This window comes from Segatella copri, assembly GCF_015074785.1.
Lineage (GTDB): Bacteria > Bacteroidota > Bacteroidia > Bacteroidales > Bacteroidaceae > Prevotella.
In genome coordinates, this window is sequence record NZ_CP042464.1 from 3,717,593 (window position 1) to 3,731,341 (window position 13,749).

Genomic DNA, 13,749 nt, shown 5'->3' on the forward strand with positions numbered 1-13,749 from the left:
AGGTATAAAGAAAAATAGTAAATTATGTCATTTACAAACTTTATAAAGCGCCCGGTACTTTCGACGGTGGTTTCCATCTTCTTCGTCTTGCTGGGTATTATCGGCTTGGTATCGCTGCCTATCGAGCAGTATCCGAATATCGCGCCGCCTACCATCACGGTAACTGCTACCTATACGGGTGCAGATGCCCAGACGGTGTTGAACTCTGTCGTTGCTCCGCTGGAGGAGAATATCAACGGTGTGGAGAACATGACTTATATGACCTCTTCTGCGTCTAACTCTGGTTTTGCTCAGATTACCGTTTACTTCAAGCAGGGTTCCGACCCAGATATGGCTGCGGTCAACGTACAGAACCGTGTGTCTCAGGCGCAGTCTCTGCTGCCTGCCGAGGTTACCAGGGTGGGTGTCACTGTAACCAAGCGTCAGAGTTCCAACGTTATCATGTTCGCTCTGACTACAGACGATGGCCGTTACGACGACCAGTTTGTTACCAACTATGCCCTGATTAACGTCATTCCTCAGTTGAAGCGTATCAGTGGTGTGGGTGATGTGCAGAGCCCTTCTACCCGTAACTACTCTATGCGTATCTGGTTGAAGCCAGAGAAGATGAAGGAGTTCGGACTGGTTCCTTCTGATGTTTCTCAGGCTTTGGCAGAGCAGAATATCGAGGCTGCCCCTGGTAGCTTTGGTGAGAGCTCTGATATGCAGTATGAATATACCTTGCGTTACAAGGGGCGTTTGAAGACTCCAATGGAGTATGAGAACATCCTTATCAAGAGCAATACTTCCGGTCAGACGCTCCGTTTGGGCGAAATTGCCAAGGTTGAGTTGGGTGGTTTGCAGTATAATGTAAACCTGCTCAATGATGGTCAGCCTGCCGTGCTGGGTATGGTTCAGCAGATTGCCGGATCCAACGCTACCCAGATTGCAAGCGACGTAAAGAAGACGTTGGATGAACTGGAGAAGAGTTATCCTCCTGGGTTGAAGAATGTCATCCTGATGGATGTTACCGAATTCTTGTTCGCATCTATCGAGGAGGTTATCTTCACCTTGATCATTACCCTGGTACTGGTGTTCATCGTAGTGTATATCTTCTTGCAGGACTTCCGTTCTACGCTGATTCCTATGATTGCCGTACCTGTGGCTCTGGTCGGTACGTTCCTCTTCCTTTGGATCTTCGGATTCTCCATCAACCTGCTTACGCTGTCAGCCCTGCTGCTGGCTATTGCGATTGTGGTCGATGATGCCATTGTGGTGGTCGAGGCGGTTCACGCCAAGCTCGACCAGGGTTACAAGAGTGCCCTTACTGCATCTATCGATGCGATGAACGAAATTTCAAGCGCCATCATCTCTATAACATTGGTGATGTCTGCCGTGTTCGTTCCTGTATCATTCATCGGTGGTACTTCCGGTTACTTCTACCGTGAGTTCGGTGTAACCATGGCGGTATCTATCGTTATTTCGGCTATCAACGCGTTGACTTTGTCTCCTGCGCTCTGTGCCGTATTGCTGAAGCCACACGAGGAGGGTCACGAGAAGAAGATGTCTTTCGTAGACCGTTTCCACGCTGGATTCAACTATCAGTTTGATAAGATTACCAATAAGTATAAGGGTGGTGTCAAGTGGGTTATCAATCATGGCGTCATCGCTGGTAGCCTCGTGGCTGTCAGCATCGTAGGTCTGGTTGCCCTGATGGGTACTACCAAGACGGGTCTGGTGCCTGATGAGGATACCGGTACTATCTTCGCTTGTATCTCTACAGCTCCTGGTACTTCTCAGGAACGCACAGCCGAGGTCGTTAAGCAGGTAGATAAGATGCTGGCTAGCAACCCAGCCATCGCAACCCGTAATGCCATCATGGGTTATAGCTTTATCGGTGGTGCCGGTTCTAACCAGGGTACCATCATCGTGAAGCTGAAGCCATTCGAGGAGCGTCCGGGTGGATTCTTCCACCGTATCAAGGAGGCTTGTACAGGTGGCGGTATCGAGGCGCTGTTTGTCAACCCAATGGAATATACTTCTGTATTGGGTATGATCTACAAGCAGACTGCTACGATCAAGGATGCACAGGTTCTTGCCTTTGCTCCACCTATGATTTCCGGTTTCTCTATGCAGAATGGTATCACCATGACCATGCAGGATAAGACTGGTGGCGACTTGAACAAGTTCTTTGATAATGTGAAGAAGTTCCTGGCTGAGTTGAACAAGCGCCCTGAGATTCAGACCGCTCAGACTCAGTATAACCCTAACTATCCTCAGTATATGGTGGATGTAGATGTTGCCAAGACCAAGCAGGCAGGTATCTCTCCATCTTCTGTATTGGCTGTGATGCAGGGTTATCTCGGTGGTCTCTACGCATCTAACTTCAATGCTTATGGTAAGCTCTACCGTGTGATGATTCAGGCTGGTCCTGAGAGTCGTATGCGTCCAGACGATCTGAGCAAGATTTATGTGCGTTGTGCTGATGGCACCATGTCTCCTGTAAGCGAGTTCGTGAACTTGAAGAAGATTTATGGTCCTGCTAACATCACCCGATTCAACCTGTTTACCTCTATGGATGTATCTGTAACTCCTAACAGTGGTTACTCTACCGGTGACGGTATGAAGGCGATTGCTGAGGTTGCCAAGGAGACATTGCCAGAGGGTTACGGCTATGAGTACTCTGGCTTGACCCGTTCTGAGGCTGAATCCAGCAACTCTACAGGTTTGATCTTTGCACTCTGTATCGTATTCGTTTACCTGATCTTGAGTGCCCAGTACGAGAGTTACATCTTGCCATTGTCTGTAGTGCTGTCTATCCCATTCGGTTTGGCAGGTGCGTTCATCTTCACCAACCTCTTCGGTCACTCTAACGATATCTACATGCAGATTTCGTTGATTATGTTGATTGGTCTGTTGGCTAAGAACGCCATCCTTATCGTACAGTTTGCCCTCGAGCGTCGTCGTACGGGTATGGCTATCAAGTACTCAGCTATCCTGGGTGCCGGTGCCCGTCTCCGTCCTATCCTGATGACCTCTCTGGCGATGGTTATCGGTCTGTTGCCTCTGATGTTCGCATCAGGTGTAGGTAAGAATGGTAACCAGACCTTGGGTGCTGCCGCCGTAGGTGGTATGTTGATCGGTACTATCTGTCAGATCTTCGTGGTTCCTGCTCTCTTTGCAGTCTTCCAGTGGTTGCAGGAGAAGTTGACCCCAATGAAGTTCGAGGACGAGATGAACGAGGAGGTAGCTGCCGAATTGGAGCAGTATGCCAACGCCGCTCACGAAATGAAGGGTATCGAGAAGAAGTAATAACGCAATGTAACTTCAAAGGAAACAATGAAAAAGAATTTAAATATCATCATATTGGGTCTCGCAGCGCTCTCCCTGAGCAGCTGCAAGACACTCTACGGAAAGTATGAGCGTCCGGAGGTGAAGACCAGCGGTATCGTTCGCGATGTAGCTTCTGATACAGATACATTGGCTGTAAAGGATACTACTACCTTCGCCAATATCCCTTGGCGCAGTGTCTTTACCGATCCTCAGCTCCAGTCAATCATTGAGAAGGGATTGAACAACAATGTCAACCTCCTCAATGCGGCTTTGAACGTGAAGATAGCAGAAGAGCAGCTGAAGTGTGCCAAGTTGGCATTCGTGCCTTCTCTGGCTTTCACTCCTCAGGGAACCATCGCTTCCTGGGATGGTCAGGCTGCCACCAAGACTTACACGATGCCTGTTACAGCCAGCTGGATGGTAGACCTTTTCGGCAACCTGCTCTCTCAGAAGCGCAGTGCCCAGATGGCGCTGCTCCAGTTGCAGGATTATCAGGTATCTGTCAAGACCAACCTCATCGCCAACATCGCCAACATGTATTATACTCTGTTGATGCTCGACAAGCAGGTGGAGTTGGTTAACAATATGGAAGGATTGACCAAGGATACTTGGGAGACTATGCAGAAGATGCACGATCTCAGATTGGGTTACCGTACACCAGCCATCCAGTCAGCTGAGTCTAACTACTATTCTGTGTTGACCCAGAAGACCGATCTGTTGCGCCAGATTCGTGAGACAGAGAACTCTCTGAGTCTGCTCATCGGCGACCAGGCACATAGCATCGCCCGTGGCAAGTTGGATAACCAGAGTCTTCCATCTAATTTCTCAACCGGTGTAGGCATCCAGTTGCTCAACAACCGTGCTGATGTCCACGCAGCCGAGATGAATCTTGCCCAGTGCTTCTATGGTGTAGAGACCGCCCGCAGCAAGTTCTATCCATCTATCACAATTTCCGGTACAGGTGCCTTCACCAATTCAGGTGGTATGGGCATCGTGAACCCAGGTAAGTGGTTGCTCTCAGCTGTAGGTTCTCTTACCCAGCCAATTTTCCAGAACGGCCGTATCATTGCCGGTTTAAAGGTGGCTAAGATGCAGTATGAGCAGGCTTACAACACCTGGCAGAATACCGTGCTGAAGGCTGGTAGCGAGGTGAGCAATGCGCTTGTTCTCTACAACTACTCTGATGAGAAGAGCAAGATAGAGCAGAAGCGAATAGAAGTACTCGAGAAGAATGTAGAATCTACCAAGGAATTGATGGGTATTGCAGGCAGCTCTTACCTTGAAATCATCCAGGCACAGTCTTCACTCCTCAACGTACAGCTTTCTAAGGTAGCTGATGACTTCTACAAGATGCAGGCAGTAGTAAATCTCTACTATGCATTGGGTGGAGGAGCTAAGTAGTTTATAGTTAATAATTAATAGTTTATAGTTATGGCTAGTATAATAAGTCCAAAGGCAGAGGTTTCTCCAAAGGCTAAGATTGGAGACAACTGCAAGATATATCCATTCGCCTATATTGAGGACGATGTGGTCATCGGCGACAACTGTACCATCTATCCATTCGTGAGCATTATGAACGGTACTCGCATGGGTAATAATAATAAGGTGTTCCAGGCAGCCGTTATCGCTGCGCTCCCACAGGACTTCCACTTTACAGGTGAGGAGAGTGAGGTAGTCATCGGCGATAACAATACCATCCGTGAGAACGTGGTTATCAACCGTGGTACCCATAAGGGCGGCAAGACCGTTCTGGGCAACAACAACTTCCTGATGGAAGGTGCCCATGTCTCTCACGATACCGTAATCGGCAACGGTTGCGTATTCGGTTATGGTACCAAGATTGCGGGCGACTGTGTGATTGGTAACGGTGTCATCTACTCAACATCTGTAGTAGAGAACGCCAAGACTAGAGTAGGCGACTTGGCGATGATTCAGGCAGGTACTGCCTTCTCTAAGGATATTCCTCCTTATATCATTGCCGGTGGAAAGCCTGTGAAGTATGCAGGTCCTAACACCATCATCATGGAAGCAGCTGAGCTTACCGAGAAGGTTCGCAAGCATATTGCTAATGCCTACCGACTGGTATTCCATGGTCAGACATCCCTCTTCGATGCCATTAACCAGATCAAGGATCAGGTGCCAGATGGACCGGAGATTCAGAACATCATCCAGTTCCTGGAGAGTTCAAAGAAGGGTGTCATCACTAAGATGTAAAGATTGTGTAGATGTTGGGATTTTTTCATCCCTAATATTGTATTTGTAAATTAGTAAATTCAAGTCATACCTATTTGAATTTTACTTAGTATGTGAAGGGCTGGCCGTGAGGTTGGCCCTTTTCCTTTTTCAATTGAACTTAACTTTTGCCTGTGGTTCGATTAATTAATTGAATAAATGTAAATAAATGCTATTTTATTTTGTAATTTCTTCGTTTATGCGTATCTTTGCAGACAATTTGGGTCATTGTGCCCTTTTGGTTTTAAGTTAGTAAAGATTTTTAAAAATGAGAAAGAAACAATATAAGCCTAGCAATCATCGTGGATTGCAGGTCATTACTTTGTGTATCAGTACCGCTATGGTGCTCATTTTGTTGGGATTAGTTATCTTCTCTGTCCTCATGGGACGTAATCTATCTTCCTATGTGAAGGAGAATCTCGTGGTACAGGTGATGCTCGAACAGGATATGACTAACCCGGAGGGATTGCAGATGTGTAAACGCCTGAATGCAAGACCTTATGTCAATACGCTGACTTATATCACCAAGGAAGAGGCACTGAAAGAAGCTACCCGCGATTTGGGTGCCGACCCGAGCGAGTTTGCCGGTGTCAACCCTTTCCAGCCTTCCATAGAGATTACGACGAAGGCAGATTACGCGAACAATGATTCATTGAAGTGGATTGCCAAGGAACTGAAGGCATATCCGCGTGTTACCGAGGTTACTTATCAGCACGACCTGATAGAACAGGTGAACAATTCGTTGGCAAAGATCAGTATCGGATTACTGATTGTAGCAGCCCTGCTCACCTTCATCTCGTTCTCGCTGATTAACAATACGGTGCGTCTGGGCATCTATGCCCGCCGTTTCTCCATCCATACGATGAAGTTGGTAGGTGCATCCTGGGGCTTTATCCGCCGTCCGTTCTTGCGCAAGGCTGTGCTTGTGGGTGTTGTTTCAGCCCTGCTGGCAGATGGTTTTCTGGGCGGTTGTCTCTATGCATGGTCGCTCCACGAACCGGAACTGATGAATGTTTTGGGCTGGCAGGAACTTGCCATCACCGGCGGCTCCGTCTTCCTATTCGGTATCATCATCACCGCCTTCTGCGCCTGCATCTCAGTCAATAAGTTCCTGAAGATGAAGGCGGGAGACTTGTATAAAATATAAGGGAAGAGTGAAGAATTCTCTTGCTTTATTAAACATTAAACATTACACATTAAACATTAAAAATAATGGATAAGAAGAATTTAGCATTCGACAAGATGAACTTTATCTTGTTAGGCATCGGAATGGCGATTATCATCATCGGTTTTCTGCTGATGAGTGGCGCCGGTTCTAACGAGCATACCTTCGATACTGATATTTTCAGTACCCGTCGCATCGTTGTAGCACCAACTGTAACATTGATAGGTTTCCTTTCAATCATCTATGCGGTGATTCACAAACCGAAAGACAATGAATAATTTATAATTAATATACATATTATTATTAGATGGATTTTATTCAGACTATCATTATCTCTATCGTAGAGGGACTGACCGAGTTCTTGCCTGTATCCAGTACGGGCCACATGATTATAGTAGAAAATTTGCTGGGTGTAGATATCCAGGATAAGTTTGTCAACGCCTTTACTGTCATCATCCAGTTTGGCGCCATCCTTTCTGTCATCTGTCTGTATTGGAAGAGATTCTTCTATCCAGAGGCTGTGAAGACCGGTGAGAAGACCTATTGGAAGGCGATGTTCGATTTCTATGCCCGTCTGCTTGTAGGTACCGTGCCTGCCGTGGTATTGGGTCTTGCCTTCAATGATTTCATAGAGTCAAACCTTGGCAATGTACAACTGGTGGGCTGGATGCTTGTCATCGGCGGTATTTTCATGCTCTTCTGCGATAAGATATTCAATAAAGGCAGCGAACAGACCAAGCTTACTTACAAGCGTGCCCTGATTATCGGTTTCATCCAGTGTATAGCGATGATTCCTGGTGTATCGCGCTCCATGTCAACCATCGTGGGTGGTATGTCCCAGCGTCTTACCCGCAAGGCAGCAGCCGAGTTCTCATTCTTCCTGGCAGTGCCAACCATGTTTGGCGCCACCTGTCTCGAGGTTTATAAGCTCATCAGCCATGGCGGCGGCTCATTGCTCACCCAGGGCAACAACCTGTTCACATTGATATTAGGCTCAGTGGTGGCATTCATCGTTGCCATTCTCGCCATCAAGTTTTTCATCAATTATGTCACCAAGTACGGTTTTGCAGCTTTCGGCTGGTACCGTATCGTAGTAGGACTTATCATTATCATCTGCGGCCTTTGCGGTGTAGATATGCAGATGGTTGACTAAACATATACTATGGATTTCAGAAAAGGAGAAATTATTGCCATCGACAAGCCTTATCGCATGTCGAGTTTCGGAGCCCTGGCACATGTTCGCTATCTGCTCAGCAAGAAGCTCGGTTTTAAGGTGAAGATAGGACATGCCGGTACGCTCGATCCCCTTGCCACTGGCGTGCTGGTGCTCTGCACCGGTAAATGTACCAAGCAGATAGAACAGCTGCAGACCCATACTAAGGAGTATACAGCTACCCTGCAGCTCGGTGCTACTACCGCCAGCTACGATAAGGAACACAGCGTGAATCACACCTATCCTACGAAGCATATCACCCGCCAGCTGGTGGAGGAAACGCTTAAGCAGTTTGTGGGCGAGATTCAGCAGGTTCCGCCTACCTACAGCGCCGTAAAGGTGAATGGCGACCGCTCTTATGCCTTGCGCCGGGCAGGCGAAGAGGTTCAGCTCAAGCCGAAGACCGTGCGTGTAGACGAGATAGAACTCACCGATTATAACGATGAGGAGAAGACCGCCAGCATCCGTGTGGTTTGCGGCAAAGGCACTTACATCCGCTCCCTCGCCCGTGATATCGGCAGGGCTCTCGATAGTGGCGCCTACCTTACCGCCCTCCGCCGTACCAAGGCAGGAAGTTTCGCAGTAGAAAACTGCATCAGTTTTGATCATTTCCAGGAATGGCTTGATGAGCAGCCTCTCGAAGACAGCCTTCAGCCATCCAAGTAATAAAAAATATAACATGAAGCTATCACAATTTAACTTTAAGTTGCCAAAAGATCAGGTGGCACTTTATCCACATAAGGCAAAGCACGTGGTAAAAACGGCTAGTGGTGAACGTACATTCGAGATTACTCGCCGCGATGAGTCCCGACTCATGGTTCTCCACAAGAAGTCAGAAACCATCGAGATGTACAAGAAAGATGAAAACGGCAAGGATATGGTTGATGCCGATGGCAATCCAGTATTCCTGCAGTTCAAGGATATCGTGAATTACTTCGAAGAGGGCGATACCTTCATCTTCAACAATACCAAGGTTTTCCCAGCCCGTCTTTATGGTACCAAGGAGAAGACCGATGCCAAGATTGAGGTGTTCCTGCTCCGTGAGCTCAATCCTGAGATGCGCCTTTGGGACGTATTGGTAGAGCCTGCCCGCAAGATCCGTATCGGCAACAAGCTTTTCTTCGATGATGTCAACGAGATGGTTGCCGAGGTTATCGACAATACCACCAGCCGTGGACGTACCCTCCGTTTCCTCTATGATGAGGATGGCAATCATGATGTCTTCAAGCGTTCGCTCTTCGCTCTAGGCGAGGCTCCGCTTCCTCGCTACGTTATCGATGCACGTGAGGATCATCACGCTACAGAGGATGATATGGACGATTTCCAATGTGTTTTCGCTGAGGTAGAGGGTGCTGTTACTGCACCTGCTACCGGTCTTCACTTCTCACGCGAGCTGATGAAGCGTATGGAGATCAACGGTATCAACGAGGCTTATATCACCCTGCATTGCGGTCTGGGCAATTTCCACGATATTGAGGTGGAGGACCTTACCAAGCACAAGATGGATTCAGAGCAGATGATGATCAGCCAGGAGGCATGTGATCTGGTTAACAAGACCAAACTTGCCGGCCATCGCGTCTGCGCTATCGGTACCAGTGTGATGAAGGCAACAGAAACGGCTGTAGGCACCGATGGTATGATGAAGGCTTTCGATGGATGGACCAACAAGTTCATCTTCCCTCCATACGATTTTGGTCTTGCTGACTGTGCCGTAGTCAATTTCTATCATCCGGAGTCAACCCTGATGATGAGTACTGCAGCCTTTGGCGGTTACGAGTTGGTTTACGAGGCATACAAGATGGCTGTGAAGAATGGCTATATGTTTGGCTGCTATGGTGATTCATTGTTGATGCTTCCAGATTAAACAGTGGTATAAACAGTTTTTCTACACATAGAAGTTGTTGATATTCTAGGTTTTAGCTTAGTTATCCACAATTTTATGAAAGTGTGAATAAGTATGTATCAGGTATATTTAAGTCTCGGTACGAATTTGGGCAACCGAAAGCGCAACATTCGCGAGGTAATAGAAAAGATAGGAGAGCAGATTGGTGTGGTAGAGCGCCAGTCTGCTCTTTACGAAACCAAGCCTTGGGGCTATTCATCTCCCAACGACTATATCAATGCCTGTGTGCTGGTTCTCACCACGATGGCCCCGCGCCAGGTGCTGGAGGCTACGCAGCGCATAGAGCGCGAAATGGGGCGTACCATGAAGTCGGTGGATAGCGAATACCATGACCGCATCATCGACATTGATATCCTGATGATAGATGACTTGGTGATAGATGAGCCCGATTTCAAGGTTCCTCATCCGTTGATGGAGGAGCGTGAATTCGTGATGAAACCGCTGAAGGAGATACTCAGGTAATTTAAATTTAGTAAGTATGCAAAAACGGGCTAGGAGTTTTTGGTAGAGCAACAGGATGGTTGCCAGCGTCAGATAGATGATGCTGGTTTGTGGTTACAAGTTCTACAAAGTGCTGTTCTAAGAAATGAATCATATTCTTTTTTTATGCAAGAAAAATCCCACCGCTCTTGCGAACGATGGGATTCTGTTCTGTTAAGCAATGTGTCTGCCTAAGCTGATTACTTACGAAGACCGAGGGCCTTGATGATAGCACGATAGCGATTGATGTCGCGATCATACAAGTAATCGAGCAATGCACGACGCTTTCCTACAAGCTGTGTCAACGCACGTGTTGTAGTATAATCTTTACGGTTCTTCTTAACATGTTCCGTCAAATGAGCAATACGGTATGAGAACAATGCTATCTGGCTCTCAGCTGAACCAGTATCAGAGTTAGACTTTCCGTACTTGCTAAAGATCTCTTCTTTTTTTGCTTTGTCTAAATACATAGCTGTAAAAACTTAATTTAATAAAATATGAATATGTTTAATTTTGTGCATCTGATGACCTTCCTCACGGTGGTTTCATTAAAAATGCGGTGCAAAGATACAACTTTTTGCCGAATTATGCAAACATTTCGGGATTTTTTTGTAATTTTGCACCCAAATTTAAGTATTTAAGGTAAAAATTAAAATGCAAGACATTAGAAACATTGCAGTTATTGCACACGTTGACCATGGTAAGACTACATTGGTCGACAAGATGATGCTCGCCGGTAAGCTGTTCCGCGACGGCCAGGATAACAGCGGCGAAGTGCTCGATTCCAACGACTTGGAGCGCGAGCGTGGTATCACCATTCTCTCAAAGAATGTATCTATCAATTGGAAAGGTACTAAGATTAATATCCTCGATACTCCTGGACACTCTGACTTCGGTGGTGAGGTTGAGCGCGTGCTCAACATGGCAGACGGATGCCTCCTCCTCGTCGATGCTTTCGAGGGTCCGATGCCTCAGACCCGTTTCGTGCTCCAGAAGGCATTGCAGCTCGGACTGAAGCCTATCGTCGTTGTTAATAAGGTAGATAAGCCTAACTGTCGCCCTGAAGAGGTGTACGAGATGGTATTCGACCTGATGTGCGACCTCGATGCTACAGAAGAGCAGCTCGACTTCTCAGTAGTTTACGGTTCTGCCAAGAACGGCTGGATGGGCGAGGACTATAATCATCCAACAGACAATATCGATTATCTGCTCGATAAGATTATTGAGGTTATCCCAGCTCCTAAGCAGCTCGAGGGTACTCCACAGCTCCTTATCACATCACTCGATTACAGCTCTTATACTGGTCGTATCGCCGTAGGTCGTGTACACCGCGGTACATTGAAGGATGGAATGAATGTTACCATCTGCCACCGCGACGGAACCCAGGAGAAGACCAAGATCAAGGAGCTCCACACCTTCGAGGGTATGGGCCACAAGAAGACCGATCATGTAGATTCAGGCGATATCTGTGCCGTTATCGGCTTGGAGAAGTTCGAGATTGGTGATACCATCTGCGATTTCGAGAATCCGGAGCCACTGCCTCCAATCGCTGTCGATGAGCCTACCATGAGCATGCTCTTCACCATCAACGATTCACCATTCTTCGGTAAGGAAGGCAAGTTCTGTACATCACGCCACATCCAGGAGCGCTTGAACAAGGAGCTCGAGAAGAACCTCGCTCTCCGCGTACAGCCTTACGAGGATTCTACCGATAAGTGGATTGTATCAGGCCGTGGTGTGCTCCATCTCTCTGTACTCATCGAGACCATGCGCCGCGAGGGCTATGAGCTCCAGGTAGGTCAGCCTCAGGTTATTTATAAGGAGATTGACGGTGTGAAGTGCGAGCCTGTAGAGGAGTTGACCATCAACGTACCAGAGGAGTTTGCTTCTAAGATGATTGATATGGTAACCCGCCGCAAGGGTGATATGACCTCTATGCTGAACATGGGCGAGCGTGTAGACATCGAGTTCGATATCCCTTCACGTGGTATCATCGGTCTGCGTACCAACGTGCTTACCGCTTCTCAGGGCGAGGCTATCATGGCTCACCGCTTCAAGGAGTATCAGCCATACAAGGGTGAAATCAGCCGCCGTTCTAACGGTAGCATGATTGCGCTCGAAACCGGTACTGCCTTTGCTTACGCTATCGATAAGCTGCAGGATCGTGGTAAGTTCTTCATCGATCCGGGTGAGGAGGTTTACGGAGGCGAGGTTGTAGGTGAGCATGTTCACGACAACGACCTGGTAGTCAACGTAACCAAGGCTAAGCAGCTTACCAACGTACGTGCTTCCGGTTCTGACGATAAGGCTCGCGTCATCCCTAAGACCGTGATGAGTCTTGAGGAGTGCCTGGAGTATATCCGTGAGGACGAGTACGTAGAGGTAACTCCAAAGAACATGCGTATGCGCAAGATTGAGCTCGATCACCTGAAGCGCAAGCGCAGCAACAAAGACTAAGCAGAAATGTTTTTGTGGAGATTTTTTAGAAAATTTTCATTGCCCTGCTCCCTGGTTATGGGAGCATTGGGCTACCTGATATTCGCCAATGTGCCCTTCCTGGTGCCCATTGGCGATTATTGTGGTCCGAGGTTGGTAAGTCTGATGCCGGTAGTGCTGTTCTCCCTGCTCTATGTTACTTTCTGTAAGATAGAAATCAAGGAGATGAAGCCTAAGGCGTGGCATTTCATCCTCCAGCTCATCCGTACCTCGCTGTCATTGATGATGGTGGTGCTTATCTTTGAGTTCGGCTCCGATTACAGCACCAAACTGATTCTCGAGGGTGCCTTCATCTGCTTCATCTGTCCTACGGCAGCCGCCGTGGCTGTGGTTACGGAGAAGTTGGGCGGCAGTATCGGTTCGCTGACCACTTATACGGTCATCGCCAACATTTTTACGATGGTCATCATTCCGAGTCTTTTCCCGATGGTAGAGAAAGGGGCAGACGTATCGTTCCTCATGATGAGTGCGATGGTGTTCCGCAATGTCACTACCGTGCTGGTGGTGCCTCTGCTGCTTGCCTTGCTGAGCCGCAGGTTCCTGCCAAAATGGGTGGATAAGGTGAAGAATGTAAAGGATTTAGGCTTTTATATGTGGTGTTTCAACCTCACGATACTGATGGGCGAAACGGTTCGCAACATGCTCCATGCCGAGGTATCGGGCGTAACGATGCTTCTGCTGCTCTTTGTACCGCTGCTGGTATGTCTCCTCCAGTTTGCCATCGGCAAGGCGGTAGGCAGGCATTTCGGTGCGAGTATCAGTGCCGGTCAGGCGTTGGGACAGAAGAATACGGTAGTGGGCATCTGGCTCACCCTCACCTTCCTGAATCCTCTTGCTGCCGTAGCACCGGGTGCCTATGTAGTATGGCAGAATCTGGTCAATGGCTGGCAACTTTGGTATAAAGAAAAATATGGCAAGCTTAAGTGGTAAGCTTGCCATATTTTTTGT

General features: G+C 47.8%; 12 protein-coding genes. 11 read left to right on the top strand and 1 reads right to left on the bottom strand.

Features of this window, described 5'->3' with window-relative positions:
- The first annotated feature begins 24 nt into the window (after positions 1-24).
- From FO447_RS15235 to folK, 9 genes are all read left to right on the top strand, one after another.
- The gene (locus FO447_RS15235; RefSeq protein WP_153086893.1) at positions 25-3,291 is read left to right on the top strand and encodes an efflux RND transporter permease subunit; all 3,267 of its coding nucleotides are present in this window, start codon (positions 25-27) and stop codon (positions 3,289-3,291) included.
- 27 nt (positions 3,292-3,318) lie between these two features.
- Positions 3,319-4,713, top strand: a complete 1,395-nt coding sequence (locus tag FO447_RS15240; RefSeq protein ID WP_200757106.1) for an efflux transporter outer membrane subunit — start codon at positions 3,319-3,321, stop codon at positions 4,711-4,713.
- Between the two features lie 30 nt (positions 4,714-4,743).
- Positions 4,744-5,526, top strand: a complete 783-nt coding sequence (gene lpxA, locus FO447_RS15245; RefSeq protein WP_153079711.1) for an acyl-ACP--UDP-N-acetylglucosamine O-acyltransferase — start codon at positions 4,744-4,746, stop codon at positions 5,524-5,526.
- A gap of 286 nt (positions 5,527-5,812) precedes the next feature.
- Positions 5,813-6,691, top strand: a complete 879-nt coding sequence (locus tag FO447_RS15250; protein WP_117695516.1) for a cell division protein FtsX — start codon at positions 5,813-5,815, stop codon at positions 6,689-6,691.
- 65 nt (positions 6,692-6,756) lie between these two features.
- Positions 6,757-6,987 carry a DUF3098 domain-containing protein gene (locus FO447_RS15255; protein WP_006849068.1) on the top strand — a complete coding sequence of 77 codons (231 nt, stop codon included), beginning with the start codon at positions 6,757-6,759 and terminating at the stop codon, positions 6,985-6,987.
- 29 nt (positions 6,988-7,016) lie between these two features.
- Complete coding sequence (locus tag FO447_RS15260; RefSeq protein ID WP_118151656.1) at positions 7,017-7,862, top strand: undecaprenyl-diphosphate phosphatase; 846 nt, start codon at positions 7,017-7,019, stop codon at positions 7,860-7,862.
- A 9-nt stretch (positions 7,863-7,871) separates the two neighbouring features.
- The gene (gene truB, locus FO447_RS15265; RefSeq protein ID WP_117695514.1) at positions 7,872-8,588 is read left to right on the top strand and encodes a tRNA pseudouridine(55) synthase TruB; all 717 of its coding nucleotides are present in this window, start codon (positions 7,872-7,874) and stop codon (positions 8,586-8,588) included.
- Positions 8,589-8,601: 13 nt separating this feature from the next.
- Positions 8,602-9,786, top strand: a complete 1,185-nt coding sequence (gene queA / locus FO447_RS15270; protein WP_117587517.1) for a tRNA preQ1(34) S-adenosylmethionine ribosyltransferase-isomerase QueA — start codon at positions 8,602-8,604, stop codon at positions 9,784-9,786.
- A 93-nt stretch (positions 9,787-9,879) separates the two neighbouring features.
- Entirely contained in the window at positions 9,880-10,287 is a 408-nt protein-coding gene (gene folK / locus FO447_RS15275) for a 2-amino-4-hydroxy-6-hydroxymethyldihydropteridine diphosphokinase (protein ID WP_117587514.1), read from the top strand.
- A gap of 218 nt (positions 10,288-10,505) precedes the next feature.
- Here folK and rpsO read toward each other — a convergent pair whose 3' ends face one another.
- Positions 10,506-10,775, bottom strand: coding sequence for a 30S ribosomal protein S15 (gene rpsO, locus FO447_RS15280; RefSeq protein WP_022122065.1), 270 nt, complete (start codon positions 10,773-10,775; stop codon positions 10,506-10,508).
- 184 nt (positions 10,776-10,959) lie between these two features.
- Between rpsO and typA the strand changes: the two genes are divergently transcribed.
- Together typA and FO447_RS15290 are read left to right on the top strand one after the other, a co-directional pair.
- On the top strand, positions 10,960-12,762 hold the full coding sequence (gene typA / locus FO447_RS15285; protein WP_117695513.1) for a translational GTPase TypA: 1,803 nt from the start codon (positions 10,960-10,962) through the stop codon (positions 12,760-12,762).
- 57 nt (positions 12,763-12,819) lie between these two features.
- Positions 12,820-13,731 carry a bile acid:sodium symporter gene (locus FO447_RS15290; protein ID WP_418323604.1) on the top strand — a complete coding sequence of 304 codons (912 nt, stop codon included), beginning with the start codon at positions 12,820-12,822 and terminating at the stop codon, positions 13,729-13,731.
- Positions 13,732-13,749 lie beyond the last annotated feature (18 nt).

What these genes read in the sequence shown, in the direction of transcription:
- FO447_RS15235 (WP_153086893.1), top strand. Translation starts at nt 25, where the DNA reads ATGTCATTTACAAACTTTATAAAGCGCCCGGTACTTTCGACGGTGGTT.
- FO447_RS15240 (WP_200757106.1), top strand. Translation starts at nt 3,319, where the DNA reads ATGAAAAAGAATTTAAATATCATCATATTGGGTCTCGCAGCGCTCTCC.
- lpxA (WP_153079711.1), top strand. Translation starts at nt 4,744, where the DNA reads ATGGCTAGTATAATAAGTCCAAAGGCAGAGGTTTCTCCAAAGGCTAAG.
- FO447_RS15250 (WP_117695516.1), top strand. Translation starts at nt 5,813, where the DNA reads ATGAGAAAGAAACAATATAAGCCTAGCAATCATCGTGGATTGCAGGTC.
- FO447_RS15255 (WP_006849068.1), top strand. Translation starts at nt 6,757, where the DNA reads ATGGATAAGAAGAATTTAGCATTCGACAAGATGAACTTTATCTTGTTA.
- FO447_RS15260 (WP_118151656.1), top strand. Translation starts at nt 7,017, where the DNA reads ATGGATTTTATTCAGACTATCATTATCTCTATCGTAGAGGGACTGACC.
- truB (WP_117695514.1), top strand. Translation starts at nt 7,872, where the DNA reads ATGGATTTCAGAAAAGGAGAAATTATTGCCATCGACAAGCCTTATCGC.
- queA (WP_117587517.1), top strand. Translation starts at nt 8,602, where the DNA reads ATGAAGCTATCACAATTTAACTTTAAGTTGCCAAAAGATCAGGTGGCA.
- folK (WP_117587514.1), top strand. Translation starts at nt 9,880, where the DNA reads ATGTATCAGGTATATTTAAGTCTCGGTACGAATTTGGGCAACCGAAAG.
- rpsO (WP_022122065.1), bottom strand. Translation starts at nt 10,775, where the DNA reads ATGTATTTAGACAAAGCAAAAAAAGAAGAGATCTTTAGCAAGTACGGA.
- typA (WP_117695513.1), top strand. Translation starts at nt 10,960, where the DNA reads ATGCAAGACATTAGAAACATTGCAGTTATTGCACACGTTGACCATGGT.
- FO447_RS15290 (WP_418323604.1), top strand. Translation starts at nt 12,820, where the DNA reads ATGGGAGCATTGGGCTACCTGATATTCGCCAATGTGCCCTTCCTGGTG.